The organism is Synechococcus sp. MU1651 (genome assembly GCF_023630635.1).
Taxonomy (GTDB): Bacteria; Cyanobacteriota; Cyanobacteriia; order PCC-6307; family Cyanobiaceae; genus Parasynechococcus.
Map to the genome: position 1 here is coordinate 1 of NZ_JAKUHJ010000017.1, position 15,034 is coordinate 15,034.

Here is a 15,034-nt window from a genome sequence, read left to right on the forward strand (position 1 = left end):
CCCTGAGAAAATAGCTCGATGCCAGGTAAAACATTCTCCAAATAGGTTGATGATGTGCTGATTGCTGAAGCGATCACCATCACCACCCACGAAGAAGCCACCTCATCTCGAGGTGGCTTTTTTGTTGGCTATTGTTCTACTCTTAGGTGAACATTACCTCGCGGAGTGATTGAACCACCTTGTGATCCCGTGGGTCTCGGTCAGGGTTGCCGTCGCGAAGGCTGAAGAGGGTGTGCATTCCTGCCGAACGAGCGGAATCGCACTCCGCTCCGTTGTCACTTACAAACCAAATCTTGTTGGGCGAGCTATGGAGCTGCTCGGCAATTCTTATGTAGCTCTCCGTGGATTTTTTGGGGCCTGTATGGGTGTCAAACCAGTGGCTGAAAAGTTTTTCAAGATCACCCGCAGGGCTGTGCCTGTAAAGCAGTTTTTGAGCTTGAATGCTGCCCGATGAATAGACGGATAAGGTTAATCCTTGCCTGTGCCATTGGCGCAGGCATTCCGCGGTTTCTGGGAACAGTTGAGATTTGAGTTGTCCGTTGTTGTACCCGTGTTCCCAGATTTTCCCCTGCAGATCTTTCAGTGCTGTTGACTTTTTGTCGATGCTAATCAAGTGTTTCAGGTATTGAACTAATCCGTCCATCTCCTCTGTTTCCCGCTTTGCAACCTGCTGTTTGATCTGCTTGCTTTCGGGAGATTGGTCATCCAGCCATTCCTTCTTGGCGGCTTGGATTGGCTTGTTGTGAGGGATTTTGTTCCAGTGTTGTTTGATGTAGTGGCTCAGTTCTTGCTTGGCGAAGGGGAACAAAACGTCGCTGACAAAGCTCACTGGGCATGTTGTTCCTTCGATGTCGAGCAGAAGATGTTGTTGATTCATCATTGATCTCCAATCTGCATTTGGGTCAATCTCACCTTCAAGAGAAATTCCAGGATTTCCAGGTGTCGTTTGCTTGCATCCAGGTCAGCCCCCCACGCGTAAAGGCCGTGCCCGGCCACCAGAAACCCGTAGGGCGATGTTTCCAGAAAGGGTGCGACGGCTTCGCCCAGCTCATCCATCGACTGTCTGTTGCTGATCACGGGGATGGTGATGCTGCTGGCGTGAGTGTGGATTCCGACCAGGCCTTTCTGCATTTCCCAGCCCTCCAAGACAATCCCTCCTGTGTTTTCGTAATGGCGGGATAACACCGTTCCGGGAACGGAATGGGTGTGCAGTACAGCTCCAGCTTGGGTTGCTTCAACAATGCGCAGATGCAGCGCTGTTTCGGCACTGGCTTTTCCCTTGCCCGTAACAACCTTGCCTTGCCCATCCACAACAATCAGCTGATCGGCAGGTACCTGCCCCTTGTCCACACCACTGGGTGCCATGAGCAACTCCAGGGGCTCATCCTGCAGCACCATGCTGAAATTCCCTCCTGTGCCATCGCACCAGCCGCGTTGGTGGATGCCCTGCATCACCTCAGTCAATTGTTCGCGCTGGGTTTGGTTTGCGGTCACAATCCGCTGATCCCTCCGTCTTCTATACAGGACACAGCGGCCCACGTGTATTGACGCTTCCCCCCAGTTGCCGCTGGAGCGGTGATCACCTGGAGTTGCTGGACCAGCGAAAACTTCCCGCTGCTGTGGTCTGCTTGCAATTGCACCGATGGCAGGAGGTTGCTGAGGCGATTTCCTCCATGGCTGTGCGCGGTGCACCCGCGATCGGCATTGCGGCCGCCTGGGGGGTTGTTCTGGCGGCACGCTCCGGAGATGACCTCCCCACTGCGATCCGAGGCCTGCGTGCATCACGGCCAACCGCGGTCAACCTCGGCTGGGCCCTCAATCGGATGCAGGCGGCCATGGGAGCCGCCGCTCCAGTTGATGTTGATGCGCTCGCCGGTGTGGCAGCTGCGCTTCAGCAGGAGGATCGTCTTTTGACCCAGCGGCTGGTGGATCATGGCGTTTCCCTGTTGGCTCAGGGGTGCCGGGTCTTGCACCATTGCCACACGGGTGCCATCGCTACGGGAGGCGTTGGTACCGCCCTCGGTGTGATTGCAGCCGCCCATGCCCGTGGCCTGCTGTGCCATGCCTGGCTGGATGAAACGCGTCCCCGCTTGCAAGGATCTGCCCTTTCGGCCTGGGAGTTGGGCTGTCTTGGGGTGCCCTGCACCGTGATCGTCGACGGTGCAAGCGGATTGCTGATGCGGCGGGGTGAGGTCGACGCCGTGATGGTGGGCTGTGATCGTGTTGCCGCCAATGGCGATGTCGCCAACAAAATCGGCACTTACAACCTGGCGCTTGTGGCCCGAGCCCACGGCATTCCCTTTTATGTCTGCGCACCTGGCAGCAGCATTGATCGAGCGACGGTTGACGGGGACGCGATCACCATTGAGCAACGCGATGCAAAGGAGATCACCCACGTGAGAGGAGTGGAGGTTGCAGCTCCTGGGGCCCAGGCCTGGAACCCTGCTTTCGACATCACTCCGGCTCATCTGGTGACAGGTTTCATCACCGAATTCGGCGTGCTTCGTCCTCCCTATCGGGAGGTTCTCTCTGCGCTTCCGCTGTCCAATCAGCTTTGACAGGTCGGGCACCAGTGGGTGCTTCGGCCCGACAATTTTTCCCTTTGAATGGGCGTTCCACAGCTGCGGCAGGGTTCTCCTCCACGTCGGTAGACCCAGGCCTGGCCGCCATAGTTGCCATTCACCCCCTCGAGATCGCGGAAATCACTGAAGGTGGTGCCACCTGCTCCAATGCTGATGGTGAGAACATTCACCAGGGCATCCCGCAATTTCTCTAGTTGTTTGATCTCCAGCTGCCCTGCGGGCGTGAAAGGGGCGATGCCTGAAGCGAAAAGGGATTCATCCGCGTAGATGTTTCCCGCTCCAGCCACCAGGGCTTGATCCAACAGCGCTGTTTTGATCGGTCGGCTGCTGCCCTTGAGTTTCTGCTTCAGATAACTGGCGGAGAAGTCGGTGCTGAAGGGTTCAGGCCCGAGTCGCGTTAAGCCTGTGATCACCTCTTCCATCGGTTGGCCCGGAGGAACCCACCACATTTCTCCGAAGCTGCGCACATCCACAAAGCGCAACTCATGCTCTTTTGAGTTCCAGAAGCGAACACGCGTGTGTTTGCACGGTTCTGAGGGCTGCTCATGCCATTGGAATTGGCCGGTCATGCGCAGATGCACACCCCAAACACCGCCTTTGGGCGCCAGGGCTGCCATCAGATATTTCCCTCTGCGCTGCCACTGCCCCACAGTCATTCCGCAGAGGCCAGCAACAAACTGATCAGGACCTCCAGGGCTGGCAATGGCCCTTGGCCTGCAGACTTCAACCTGCGCGATTTTGAAGTCGACAAGACGGTCTGCCAGTCCCCGACGGACCGTCTCGACTTCAGGGAGTTCAGGCAACGGCCTCAGGCCGGCTCGAGTTCCGCTTCGGCGAAATTATTGGTGTTGATGCCACCGTCAACGCCCTGCAGGCCGCTGTAGTTGACCTTTTCGAAGCGAACGACAACGGGGTAGCGGATACCCGAGGTGTCGATGGAGGCAACGGTGCCAACTTCGTTGAACCAGTAGGACTCAGGACGCTTGATGCGCACCTTGGCGCCGCGGGTGATCGCCATCGCTGGGCATAAGGAGATGCAATCGGAGCGTATCTCGTGGAATGGAGGGTGATGACCGCTGCGTCACAGAATGTCGTCCCTTCGTAATCAGCGTCCCTTTGACCAGTTCCATCGCCCTTGATCCAGATCCGTCGCTGCTTCAGCTGGATTTGCCGGACCCGGAGCAGGACGACATCAGCACGATGGAATTTCTGGCTCGGCTGGAACAGGCCTGGGCCGTCTGCGACCGCTTTGATCTCCAGACCGAGATCTGGCGCGGTCGCATCCTCCGCGCTGTGCGGGACAAGGAGAAGCGAGGCGGTGAAGCCCGGGGCGCAGGATTTCTGCAGTGGCTGCGGGAGCGGGAAATCAGCAAGACCCGTGCTTACGGCTTGATTCAACTGGCGGAATCCGCCGACAGCATGCTCAGCGACGGCACCTTGGAAGAGAGCAGCGTCAATCAGTTCTCCAAGCGGGCCTTCATGGAAACCGCTCAGGCGGTTCCCGAAGTGCAGCTGATGATTTCCGAAGCCGCCAACGAGGGGCAGGAAATCACCCGCAAGCAGGTGCGCCGCCTCACGGATGAATTCACGGCGGCCACCAGCCCTTTGCTGCCGGAGGAAATTCGTCAGCGCACCCAGGAGAACCTGCTGCCACCCCGTGCGGTGGCCCCTCTGGTGCGGGAACTGGCCAAGCTTCCTGAGCCGCAGCAGGAAGATCTGCGCAAGGTGCTCCGCGATGAGCCTGAACTCGACCGGATCAAGGACGTCACCAGCACAGCACGCTGGATCACCAAGGCAACCGAGTCGGGTGTTGCAGTGCGGGCTTTCCAGCAGGGGGAACTGGACCTGGACCGCGCCATGCAGGAGGCCCAGCGCTTGGATGCCCTCGGCCTGCTGGCTGATGCGGTGGGCCAGGCCCAGGCCCTTGAGTCGGCGGTGCTGAAGCTGCACACCTCCTGGCGGCGCTTGGGGGGGCTTCAGGAGCGGCTCTGGGTTGAAAGCGGAAGCAGCACGCCCTACCTGCGCGATGTGCTGAATGCTCTGCAGACACTCAGCGGTGCCACCTTGCGGGTGTCGTTGGGAGAGCTCGCGGGTGGCAAGCGGGTGCGGCTCCAGCTGGTGGAGGAGTCCCCCGATCAATTGGATCCGCCACCGCTGGCCTGACTCCAGATCTTGTGCTCGATAATCTGAAGCCTCCACATCTGGTGTGTTCTGGCTTCGCTCGAGCGTGCACTGCAGACCCACTTCGGCTGGGATGGCTTCCGCCCCGGGCAACGGCCCGTGGTGGATGCTGTGCTTGCTGGTCGGGACGCGCTGGCGGTTCTGCCCACCGGTGGCGGTAAGTCGCTCTGCTATCAGCTGCCGGCCTTGGTGCGCGAGGGCCTGGTGGTGGTGATCTCACCGTTGGTGGCGCTGATGGAGGACCAGGTGATGGCCCTGCAGCGACGGGGAATCGCTGCGGCTTGTCTGCATGCCGGACTCGAGCCAGCTCGACGACAGCAGGCCCTGGAGCAGCTGCAGGACGCCACGCTGAGACTCCTCTACATCGCGCCGGAACGACTTCAGGGTGAGCAGACTCGGCTGATGCTGGAACGTCATGCCAGGGAGGGCCGACTGGTGGCCCTGGCGGTGGATGAAGCCCATTGCGTCAGTGCCTGGGGGCATGACTTCCGCCCCGATTACCGCCGCCTGGGCCAGATCCGCAGCCTCTGCCCGGGAGTGCCGATGCTGGCCCTCAGCGCGACGGCAGCCCCAAGGGTGCGGGCCGACATCATTCGCCTGCTGGATCTGCGTCGCCCGCTCGTGCAGGTGAGTTCGGCCCGCCGGGACAACCTGCACTACACGATGCAGCGGCGCCCCAGGGACCCCATGCCGCAGGTGTTGGAGGCACTGGAGATGTCACGTGGTGCTGCGCTGATCTATGCCCGCACCCGTCGTTCGGTGGAGCAGTGGGCGGAACGTCTGACTGACCAAGGGGTGGCGGCAACGCCGTATCACGCCGGTCTGGATCCGGAGACCCGCCAGCAGGCTCTGAAGCTGTTTCTTGAGCACGAGCGGCCCGTTCTGGTGGCGACGGTGGCCTTCGGCATGGGCGTTGACCGTGGCGATGTGGGTCTGGTGCTTCATCTCGATCTGCCGGCCACACCTGAGGGCTATCTGCAGGAATCGGGCCGCGCCGGCAGAGACGGCAAGCCGGCCCATTGCCAGGTGCTGTTTTCGCCGGGTGATCGCACCAGCCTGGGCTGGGCCATGCGGGCCTCGACCCGGGGCAGCGATTCCCTGGAGGATCGTCGCCGCTTGGACCTGGCTCAGCAGCAGCTGCGTCGCATGGAGGCTGTTGCTGAGGGTGAAATGTGCCGTGAACAGGCCTTGCTGCTGGCTGTCGGCGAGTTGGTGGGTCCCTGTGGTCGCTGCGATCGCTGCGTGGAGTCCCCCAAACGACGCGACTGGACAGCTCAGGTGGAAACGCTCCTGGCCCATCTGGCCGAGCAGGACGGCACGGAGATGCGTCGCCTTGGAGAGCACCTGGCTCTGCATGAACCTGGACGCCATGACCGCTGGACCTGGTTGGCCCGTCGGCTCGTGCAAGAGGAGTTGATCCAGGAAAGCAACGACGGTGCTCAGCGGCTGTATCTCCGCGAAAGCGGCCGGAGATTCCTGGATTCCCCCTGGCCGCTCGATTACGCCGCCTGATTCAGATCAGACCTTGACTTGACAACGGTCCTTCACCAGGTCTTTTTCGAAGCGGTTCTTCGGTGCTTCCCAGGTTTTCCAGCTCCCATCGGCACCGGTGGCATTGATCTTCTTGGCGGAACAGTTCACAGCCAGATAAAGCGCTTGCCCCTGGGCATTGAGGGTGGGCACCACTTGACTGCCACCCATGGCCTGCCAGTTGCCCCAGTCCACCTGGAGCGGGCCATAGGTGCGCCAGTCAGCCGATTTGGCCAGGGTCTGCTTGGGCTTGGCGGCCTCGACCGGCTTGGCCTTGACCACTGGTTTTTTGGCCTGAACCGGTTTCGTTTGCACTGCCTTGGTTTGGACTGCCTTGGTTTGGACTGGCTTGGTTTGGACTGGCTTGGTTTGGACGGACTTGGCCTTGGCTTGAACCGGTTTTGTTGTTGCCGGCTGCGCTTGGGTGGTGATGGCTGTCTGGAAGGAGGGATCGGTCAGGTAGAGGCGCGTGCCCACCTCCACAGTGTTGGGGTCACTCAGCTGGTTGATGCTGATCAGGGTGGCCACCGGCAGCTTGTAGGCCTTGGCGATCTGCGTGAGGGTCTGCCCTTTGGCAACGGTGTGTTCCGTGGCTCCCGGGATCGGGCTCACAGCCACCGGCTTGAAGGCCGGACGGGGCATCACGGCATTGTTGGGAAGTCGCAGGGTCTGGCCGACCTCAACGTGGTTGGCATTGCGCAGGTTGTTGAGGGCCATCAGGTCGCGACTGCGGACCTGGTATCGGCTGGCAATGCTGCTGAGGGTTTCCCCGCTGTTGACGCGATGGCGGCCCGAGCCTGCCGTCACGGTGGGGCCTGGCAACTGCAGGCGGCTTCCGGCTTGAACAAGGTCTGGATTGCGGATCCCATTCATCCGCATCAGCGTGCCGACGCTCACCCCATAACGGTTGGCGATATCGGAAAGTGTTTCTCCGGACCGCACCGTCACCGAGGCAGCCGTTGCTGACAGGGGGAACCAGGCCGTCAGCAGCAGGGCGGCAAGAGCGGTACGGCGCATTCGTCTCCGGCAGATGCCCGCAACATACGGTGCCTGGGGTAAAGCGCCAGCCCCCCAGAGCACTTGCTGCAGAAGGGATGTGCTGGTGATTCGCGCGCCTTATCCCGCCAGCCGCTTCAGCAGGTTGAGATCCACCTTGTAGGGCGGGTAGCGCAGCTTGAAATCAAAGCGGAAGGGGCGCTTGAGCACCGCCTTGTGGTGGCTGAACGTGTCGAAGCCGCTTTGGCCGTGGTAGCTGCCCATCCCGCTGGCGCCGACGCCGCCGAAGGGCAGTTGTGGCACCCCGGCCTGCATCACAACATCGTTCAGGCAGACCCCGCCTGAGCTGGTGGTGTTGAGCACCTGCTGTTGCTGGGCTTCACTACCGCCGAACAAGTACAGCGCCAGCGGTTTGGGGCCCTGGCGGATCTCCTGAAGGGCTGTGGTGAGGTTGTCCAGCACCAGCACAGGCAGGAGAGGTCCGAACAGTTCCTCGGCCATCAGCGGATCATTGCGGTCATCCACACGAATCACGGTGGGGGCGATGCGCCGCTGCTCCCGGCTGATTTCACCTCCGATCAGGATGCGCCCATCCGCTCTGGCGGACTCCAGCAGCTGCTCCAGCCGATTGAACTGGCGTTCATTGATGATCTGCCCCAGCTGATTCGAGTTGAGGGGATCGGAGCCATACATTTCCGTTCGGGCCTCCTCCATCGCCTTCAGCAGCGGTGAATGCAGGGCGGGTGGCACCAGTAGATGGTCTGGAGCGATGCAGGTCTGGCCGGCATTGATCCCCTTGCCCCAGATCAAACGTCGCGCTCCCACCGTGAGGTCAGCCCCCTCAAGAACGATGGCGGGGCTCTTGCCCCCCAGTTCCAGGGTCACCGGTGTGAGGTGGGCAGCGGCCCCCTCCAGCACCTTTCGGCCGATGCTGCCGCCACCGGTGAAAAAGATGTGGTCGAAGGGCATGGCCACCAGGTTGGCTGCGACGGCACCATCTCCCTGCACCACCTGCACTACCTCAGGCTCGAAGTGCTGAGGAATCAGCCGTGCAATCAGATCCGCGATGGCACTGGCGTGTTCCGAAGGCTTGAGCACGGCCGTGTTGCCAGCAGCCAGGGCACTGATCAAGGGCCGCAGCGTCAGTTGAAAGGGATAGTTCCAAGGTCCGATCACCAGAACGCACCCGAGTGGTTCCGGCACAACCTTGGCCTGGCCGGGGCGCAGTGAGAGAGGCACACCCACGCGGCGCGGTCGCATCCACCGCTCCAGCTGCCGGCCAGTGAGCTTGAGCTCCTGTCGCAGGGCCACCAGCTCAAAAAAGGCTTCGGTGGGTGGTTTGCCGAGGTCGGCGGCGAGGGCCTCGAGCACCTCCGATTCGTGCTCCTCCACCAGGGCGGAGAGCCGTTGCAATTGCTCTCGGCGCCAGGCCAGGGGACGGGTCAGCCCAGCCCCTACGAGCTCCTTCATCCGGCTCAGTTGCGTTTGGGTGAGGGCCACAGGGCTGACGATCAGGCCAGTCGGGTCTAGCAGTGGTGAATCTGCAACCGGGGGATGACCCCAGCGCTTCCGTGGTGGTCAGGAACGGTCATCTACCAGCTGATCGTTCGCAGCTATTCCGATGGGAATGGCGATGGCACCGGTGATTTCAAGGGGCTTGCGGCGCGGTTGCCCTATCTGCGCTGGCTGGGGGTCAACACCCTCTGGTTGACTCCGATCTATCCCTCCCCCCTGCGGGATGGGGGCTACGACATCACCGATTTCACCGGAATCCATCCAGACCTGGGCGATCTCTCCTCCTTCCATCGGTTCCTCACGGCGGCCCACAGCCAGGGCATGCGCGTGATTTTGGATCTGGTGCTGAACCACACCAGTGATCTGCATCCCTGGTTCCAGCGGGCCCGCTGGGCTCCCAAGGGCAGTCCTGAACGGGATGTGTACGTCTGGAGCGACGACCCCAAGCGCTACGCCGAGGCACCGGTTCTGTTCCGGCACTTCGAGGCTTCCAACTGGGAGTGGGATCCGGTTGCCGAGCAGTACTACCTGCACCGTTTTCTGCGTCATCAACCCGATCTCAATTACGAGAATCCCTGGGTGCAGGACACGATGCTGGAGGTGGTCGACTTCTGGCTGGATCGCGGCGTTGACGGGTTCCGTTTGGATGCGGTTCCGTTCCTGTTCGAGTCAGAGGGCACCCGCTGCGAGGGGTTGCCGGAGACCCACGCCTTCCTCAAGCGATTGCGGGAGCGGGTGGATGCCCATGGCCGTGATGTGCTCTTGCTGGGAGAGGCGATTCAGCCGGTGGAGGAGGCCGCTCCATACCTGTCGGATGACGAACTGCATGGAGCGTTCAACTTCGTGCTCACCGCCCATCTGTTTGCCGCCATTGCTAGTGGCCGCACCCAGCAGCTCGGGGAGTGTCTGATGCAAGCCGAGCAGGCGGTATCTGGTGCTCGCTGGGCCCTGCCCCTGCGCAATCACGATGAACTCTGGTTGGGGGATGGCCATCTCATCAGCGATGAGGTGATTCAGACCATCCGGGTGGGCCTGCCCCAGGGACAGGGGCATTGGTTGAACTGGGGCATCAACCGACGCCTGGCTCCTCTTCTCAATGGCGATCCACGCTCCAACCGGTTGCTGCATGGGCTCCTCTACAGCCTTCCAGGGATGCCCTGCCTGTATTACGGCGATGAACTGGGTATGGGCGACTGGCCCGGTCTGCGGGACCGTGATCCAAACCGCACGCCGATGGCCTGGACGCCGGCCCGCAACGGTGGCTTCTCCACGGCTCCTGATCCGCTGTTGGTGCTGCCCCCGATCACCGCTCCCGGCTACGACTACCGCGTGGTGAATGTGGAGGTGCAGAAGCAGCTGCCGGGGTCGCTGCTGAATTGGCACCGGCGCATGCTCACCTGCCGCCGGCTGCTGCCAGCACTGCGGCATGGAAGCTTCCGCTTGCTGCACAGCCCCCACCCCGGAGTGCTGGTGTATCTCCGCTGCACCGAGGCGATGACGGTGCTCGTGGCCGCCAATGTCACCGCAGCCGGAGCCTCGCTCAGTCTGGATCTGTCGGAGTGGGCTGGTCAGCGCACCCGTGAGGTGATGTGGGGCTGTGAATTCCCGCCCGCTGCGGCGGAGTGGTTCGTGAACCTTCCGCCCTATGGATTCAACTGGTGGTTGATCGGAGAAGTGGAGCCCGCAGCCACGCCCGCCTGATTCAGCAGCTCCTCCACCTGAGGCCTCAGTCGTTCGGCCTCGTTCAAATCCACCATGGCCAGACGGCAGCGGCGGGCCAGCACATCGCTGCTGCTTCGCGCATGTTCCCGCTGAATCGAATGGTCCAGTTCTGCGCCGCAGAGAGGGATCACCGGGCTAAGGGGTTCGCGTCGGCTGGGCTCCGCGGCTTCGATCAAGGCCACTGCCTCCAATCCATAGGTGCTTTGGAGATGCGCGACTTGTGCCGCTCTGAGGGCGGTGTCGGGAAGAAGGGCTTCGAGTTGGTGTTTCTGGCGGCGGAGCCCGTCTTGGGTGGCTCTCAGCGACTCCGCTGCACCCCACAGTGGCATTGCTTCAGGGGTGGGAAGCGCCTTTCCACGCTGGCGTTCCACCGCGGTCAGGGTGTCTTCAGCCATCGGCCGGCAGGTGGTCCATTTGCCCCCCATCACGCTCACCAGGCCGCAGGCCAGGGTTTCTACCTCGTGTTCCCGCACCACACGGCTGCTGTCCATGCCCTGGTCCGCTGGCTTCAGCAATGGCCGTCCCCCCGCCCATCGGCTGCTCACCTGCGGATGCTGGAGCTGGGGAAACCAATCACGCACGTAGTTGAGCAGGTAGGCCTCCTCCTCTGCAGAAGGGGATGTGGCGTTCTCCTTGGTGCAGGCTTCATCCGTCGTCCCCACCAGGGTGCGGCCGTGGAAGGGCAGCATGAACAGGACGCGTCCATCCGCGGTGGATGGCACCAGAAGCCCAAGCCCTTCAGGGCAGAGGTTCTGCTCCAGCACGATGTGGGCCCCACGGCTGGTGAGCAGCCTTGGGGGAGCATCAGCCTCCGCCATCCGGCGGATCTCATCCGCCCGGATGCCCGTGGCATTCACAAATGCTGAGGCGCACCAGCGTTCCCGTTGGCCTGTGGCGGATTCACTGATGGCGGCCTTGAGCTGGCCCGTGCTGTCGGTCTCCAGCTCCACCACCCGGCAACGGGTGCGCAGGGTTGCCCCCCGTTGTTCGGCGGTGAGGGCCAACAGCAGGTTGAGGCGTGCATCGTCGAACTGCCCGTCGCTGTAGGCCACGCCGCCTTGACACGGCTTCAGCAGAGGCAGGGCCTGACGCATTTGCTGCTGGGACAGCAGTCGGCTGTGGCCGATGCTTCGCTGACCGGCCAGGGCGTCGTACATCCCCAGACCAAGTCGGTAGTAGGCCTGTCCCCAGAGTTGTTGTGTGGGCAGGGCCAGCTCGAGTCGTTGGGCCAGGAACGGTGCCTGGGTCAACCAGTGGCTCCGTTCGAGCAGGGCTTCCCGCACCAGCCTCAGCTGGGCCAGGTCCAGAGTTTTAAAGGCCAGCTCCAGGTAGCGCACCCCGCCATGGAGCAGCTTCGTGCTGCGGCAACTGGTGCCACCGCCGATGTCTCCGGCCTCGAGCAGGGCCACGCTCAGCCCCCGTCGTGTTGCCTCATAGGCCACGCTGGCACCGCTGGCACCGGCGCCGATGACCAACAGGTCCACCTGGTGATCAGCCATGCCACCCCAGGCTTCTGGAGACGGCGTCTTGCCAGCGTGTGCGCCAGCGGTCGCGCTGGGATGCATCCATCTGCGGGTGGAACAATTCCGCTCCGTCCCTCCTTGCGGTTGCGAGCTGCTCCAGGTCGCTGATCACCCCCGCCTGGAGGCCTGCGAACAGCGCCACCCCCCGGGCGGTGCTCTCGAGGCTGGCGGGTCGCCGCACCGTCAGACCGGTGCAATCCGCCTGCGCCTGCAGCAGAGGATCGGAGGCCGCGGCGCCACCATCCACCGCCAGTTCACCCAAGCCGCTCCCAAGGGCCTGTTCGGCAAGCTCCACCAACGTCGCTACCGACAGGGCGATCCCCTCAAGTGCAGCGCGGGCGATGTGACCGCGTCCGCTGTCACGCGTGAGGCCCACCAGAACACCGCGTGCCTGGGGATCCCAGTGCGGTGTCCCCCAGCCGGTGAAGGCGGGCACGAGCATCACCCCCCCTGAATCCGGCACCGAACGCGCCAGTTCGTTCACCTGGGGAGCTTGATCAATGATCTGCAGCCCATCCCGGAGCCACTGGATCACAGTGCCGGCGTTGAACAGACTTCCCTCGAGGCAGAAGCTGGGTGTTCCGGCGGCATCGGTCCATCCCAGGGTGCTGAGCAGCCCCGCATCCGAACGGCGGATGACGTCACCGGTGTTGATCACCAGAAAGGCTCCCGTGCCGTAGGTGCACTTGCCTTCTCCGGGCTGCAGACAGAGCTGGCCCAGGGTGGCGGCCTGTTGGTCGCCGAGCATCGCCTGGATTGGTAGGCCTGCGAAGGGAAGGTCCGGAGTGATGCGCCCGAACTCGCCGCGGCAGGGCAGCAGTTCGGGCAGAGCGTTGGCGGGGAGCCCTGTGGGCTCTCGGAAGTCATCCACCCAGTGCTGCTGCTCCAGGTCCATCAGCAGCGTTCGGCTGGCATTGCTCATGTCACTGCCGTGGCGCTGGCCGCCGGTGAGTTGCCAGAGCAGCCAGCTCTCCACTGTTCCGAAACAGAGGTCATCGCTGGCTGCGGCAGCCTGGGCGTCGTCGTAGTGGTCGAGCATCCAGCGGATCTTGCTGGCACTGAAGTAGGGGTCGAGCAGCAAACCGGTGCGCCGGCACCACTCCTGCTCCAGTCCCTGCTGCTTCCAGGCGTCGCAGATGGCGGCGGTGCGGCCGTCCTGCCAAACAAGGGCCGGTCCGCAGGGGAGGCCACTGCTGCGGCGCCAGAGCACGGTGGTTTCCCGTTGGTTGGTGATGCCGCAGCTCACCACCGCTTTGCGCTGCCCCTCACTGAGCTTCGAATCGAGCTGCACCAGGGCCTGCCGCTGGCTGGTCCAGATCTCGATCGGGTCCTGTTCCACCCATCCATCGGCGGGGTAGGAAATCGGCAGCGGTGCACTGGCGCTGAGCACCAGATCTCCGGAGCTGCTGAACAGCGCGGCTCTGGAGCTGCTGGTGCCCTGATCGAGGGCCAGAAGGAGAGGCTGCTCAGCCATGGCCAAGGTCTTTCTCTCCTGCTAGCCAGGAGATGGCTGACTGCAAAGGTTTTGGCAGCGACCACGCCGTTTCAAGACCCACCTGCTTGGGTGGCCGATGCGGTGATCTATCAGATCTTTCCCGATCGTTTCCGGCGCAGTGGGCGGGTCGAGGCTCAGCGCCATCTCGCCTTGAAGCCATGGGGTTCCGACCCTTGCGAGGAGGGATTCCAGGGCGGGGATCTCTATGGCGTGATCGATGCCCTGGATGAGCTTCAAGGCATGGGCATCACCTGCCTTTACCTCACGCCGATTTTCAGTTCAGCCGCCAACCATCGCTATCACGCCTACGACTACTTCGAGGTGGATCCCCTGCTGGGGGGCAACGCCGCACTCACGCAATTGATCAATGCTGTGCATCAGCGCGGCATGAAGTTGGTTCTGGATGGGGTGTTCAACCACTGCGGCCGCGGCTTTTGGGCCTTTCATCACGTGGTGGAAAACGGTGCGGATTCGCCGTACCGGGATTGGTTCCATGTGCACCGTTGGCCCCTGCAGCCCTATCCCGGCCCTGGCGAGGACTGCGGTTACGACGGCTGGTGGGCCTTGCCGGATCTACCCAAGTTCAACCATGCCAATCCTGGGGTTCGGGAGCATCTGCTGGCGGTGGGCCGTCACTGGCTCGAGCAGGGGATTGACGGCTGGCGTCTCGACGTCCCTGCCGAGGTGCCGGCGGACTTCTGGGTTGAGTTCCGGCAGATGGTGCGGGCCACCAACCCGGAGACCTGGATTGTTGGCGAGGTTTGGGGTGATGCGACCCCCTGGCTGCAGGGCGACCACTTCGATGGCGTGATGAATTACCGGTTGGGATGGAGCAGCCTTTGCTGGGCCGCCGCTGAAGCGTTGCGGGGGGACTACCGCAATTCCGACTATCCCCTCGACCCCCTGGATGGGCAGGCTTTGTTGACCATCTGGACGACCACAACGGGTTCCTACCGGGAGGTGGTGAACAGGGCCCAGATGAATCTGCTCGACAGCCATGACGTGCCCCGGGCCCTTCACAGCCTCAACAACGACGTTGCGGCCCTGAAGTTGGCCCTGCTGCTGCTCTTCCTCCATCCGGGAGCGCCATGCATTTATTACGGCACGGAAGCTGCCCTGGCGGGTGGTCCTGAACCAGGCCCCTCCAGCGGTCCTGGACCGGCCTGCCGTGAGGCCTATCCCTGGGACGTTCCTTGGCCTGCTGATCTCCGCTCCTTCATCCAGTCCCTCGCAGCACTCCGCTCTGCCCATGGGGTTTTGCGCAGGGACGGTCTGCGCTGGTCAGCCCCAGGGGCGGACGTGCTGGAGGGTGTTGCCGATGGCCTGCGGGTCGTGATCAACCGCAATCGCTCCAGCCCTGTTCCCCTGACCATCGAGCCGGGATGTTCCTGTGTTTGGACCCTGGGGACTGTCGACAGCCGGGGTGTCGGGCCACAATCTGCGGCTGTTCTGGGGTCGTAACCCCACTCCCCTGGTGCCGAGGGGAGGAA

General features: G+C 62.6%; 13 protein-coding genes. 5 read left to right on the top strand and 8 right to left on the bottom strand.

The window, feature by feature from the left end; translation table 11 throughout:
- Positions 1-142: 142 nt before the first annotated feature.
- Complete coding sequence (gene mtnC / locus NCN05_RS10645; RefSeq protein ID WP_250398063.1) at positions 143-877, bottom strand: acireductone synthase; 735 nt, start codon at positions 875-877, stop codon at positions 143-145.
- Positions 877-1,494 (bottom strand): methylthioribulose 1-phosphate dehydratase, encoded by a 618-nt coding sequence (gene mtnB / locus NCN05_RS10650; protein ID WP_250398064.1) that lies wholly within the window; start codon positions 1,492-1,494, stop codon positions 877-879. Before mtnB ends, mtnC begins: the two co-directional genes overlap by 1 nt.
- A gap of 50 nt (positions 1,495-1,544) precedes the next feature.
- On the opposite strand from mtnB, the gene mtnA reads away from it, so the two are divergent.
- The gene (mtnA, locus tag NCN05_RS10655; RefSeq protein WP_250398084.1) at positions 1,545-2,558 is read left to right on the top strand and encodes an S-methyl-5-thioribose-1-phosphate isomerase; all 1,014 of its coding nucleotides are present in this window, start codon (positions 1,545-1,547) and stop codon (positions 2,556-2,558) included.
- On the opposite strand, the gene NCN05_RS10660 is transcribed toward mtnA, so the two are convergent.
- Entirely contained in the window at positions 2,549-3,385 is an 837-nt protein-coding gene (locus tag NCN05_RS10660) for a DNA-formamidopyrimidine glycosylase (RefSeq protein ID WP_250398065.1), read from the bottom strand. The two genes, mtnA and NCN05_RS10660, sit on opposite strands and share 10 nt — an antisense overlap.
- Before the next feature lie 5 nt (positions 3,386-3,390).
- Positions 3,391-3,600 carry a photosystem I reaction center subunit IV gene (locus NCN05_RS10665; protein WP_006851563.1) on the bottom strand — a complete coding sequence of 70 codons (210 nt, stop codon included), beginning with the start codon at positions 3,598-3,600 and terminating at the stop codon, positions 3,391-3,393.
- Positions 3,601-3,641: 41 nt separating this feature from the next.
- Here NCN05_RS10665 and NCN05_RS10670 point away from each other — a divergent pair, with 41 nt between their 5' ends.
- A complete protein-coding gene (locus NCN05_RS10670; protein WP_502988814.1) occupies positions 3,642-4,745 on the top strand; it encodes a hypothetical protein in 1,104 nt (367 codons plus the stop codon).
- A 69-nt stretch (positions 4,746-4,814) separates the two neighbouring features.
- Entirely contained in the window at positions 4,815-6,275 is a 1,461-nt protein-coding gene (locus NCN05_RS10675; RefSeq protein ID WP_250398085.1) for a RecQ family ATP-dependent DNA helicase, read from the top strand.
- A gap of 6 nt (positions 6,276-6,281) precedes the next feature.
- Here the strand turns inward: NCN05_RS10675 and NCN05_RS10680 are convergent, their stop codons facing one another.
- Together NCN05_RS10680 and NCN05_RS10685 are read right to left on the bottom strand one after the other, a co-directional pair.
- Positions 6,282-7,310, bottom strand: coding sequence for a LysM peptidoglycan-binding domain-containing protein (locus NCN05_RS10680; protein WP_250398066.1), 1,029 nt, complete (start codon positions 7,308-7,310; stop codon positions 6,282-6,284).
- 99 nt (positions 7,311-7,409) lie between these two features.
- Positions 7,410-8,759, bottom strand: coding sequence for an aldehyde dehydrogenase family protein (locus NCN05_RS10685; RefSeq protein WP_284500644.1), 1,350 nt, complete (start codon positions 8,757-8,759; stop codon positions 7,410-7,412).
- An 84-nt stretch (positions 8,760-8,843) separates the two neighbouring features.
- Here NCN05_RS10685 and NCN05_RS10690 point away from each other — a divergent pair, with 84 nt between their 5' ends.
- On the top strand, positions 8,844-10,505 hold the full coding sequence (locus NCN05_RS10690) for an alpha-amylase family protein (protein WP_250398068.1): 1,662 nt from the start codon (positions 8,844-8,846) through the stop codon (positions 10,503-10,505).
- On the opposite strand, the gene NCN05_RS10695 is transcribed toward NCN05_RS10690, so the two are convergent.
- Positions 10,448-12,025 (bottom strand): glycerol-3-phosphate dehydrogenase/oxidase, encoded by a 1,578-nt coding sequence (locus tag NCN05_RS10695; protein ID WP_250398069.1) that lies wholly within the window; start codon positions 12,023-12,025, stop codon positions 10,448-10,450. The two genes, NCN05_RS10690 and NCN05_RS10695, sit on opposite strands and share 58 nt — an antisense overlap.
- Positions 12,018-13,523: a glycerol kinase GlpK gene (gene glpK / locus NCN05_RS10700; protein WP_250398070.1), complete on the bottom strand. Its 1,506-nt coding sequence runs from the start codon at positions 13,521-13,523 to the stop codon at positions 12,018-12,020. Before glpK ends, NCN05_RS10695 begins: the two co-directional genes overlap by 8 nt.
- A 51-nt stretch (positions 13,524-13,574) precedes the next feature.
- Here glpK and NCN05_RS10705 point away from each other — a divergent pair, with 51 nt between their 5' ends.
- On the top strand, positions 13,575-15,005 hold the full coding sequence (locus NCN05_RS10705; protein ID WP_250398071.1) for a glycoside hydrolase family 13 protein: 1,431 nt from the start codon (positions 13,575-13,577) through the stop codon (positions 15,003-15,005).
- The last annotated feature ends 29 nt before the right edge of the window (positions 15,006-15,034 follow it).

What these genes read in the sequence shown, in the direction of transcription:
- mtnC (WP_250398063.1), bottom strand. Translation starts at nt 877, where the DNA reads ATGAATCAACAACATCTTCTGCTCGACATCGAAGGAACAACATGCCCA.
- NCN05_RS10665 (WP_006851563.1), bottom strand. Translation starts at nt 3,600, where the DNA reads ATGGCGATCACCCGCGGCGCCAAGGTGCGCATCAAGCGTCCTGAGTCC.
- NCN05_RS10670 (WP_502988814.1), top strand. Translation starts at nt 3,642, where the DNA reads ATGGAGGGTGATGACCGCTGCGTCACAGAATGTCGTCCCTTCGTAATC.
- NCN05_RS10680 (WP_250398066.1), bottom strand. Translation starts at nt 7,310, where the DNA reads ATGCGCCGTACCGCTCTTGCCGCCCTGCTGCTGACGGCCTGGTTCCCC.
- NCN05_RS10685 (WP_284500644.1), bottom strand. Translation starts at nt 8,759, where the DNA reads ATGAAGGAGCTCGTAGGGGCTGGGCTGACCCGTCCCCTGGCCTGGCGC.
- NCN05_RS10690 (WP_250398068.1), top strand. Translation starts at nt 8,844, where the DNA reads ATGACCCCAGCGCTTCCGTGGTGGTCAGGAACGGTCATCTACCAGCTG.
- NCN05_RS10695 (WP_250398069.1), bottom strand. Translation starts at nt 12,025, where the DNA reads ATGGCTGATCACCAGGTGGACCTGTTGGTCATCGGCGCCGGTGCCAGC.
- glpK (WP_250398070.1), bottom strand. Translation starts at nt 13,523, where the DNA reads ATGGCTGAGCAGCCTCTCCTTCTGGCCCTCGATCAGGGCACCAGCAGC.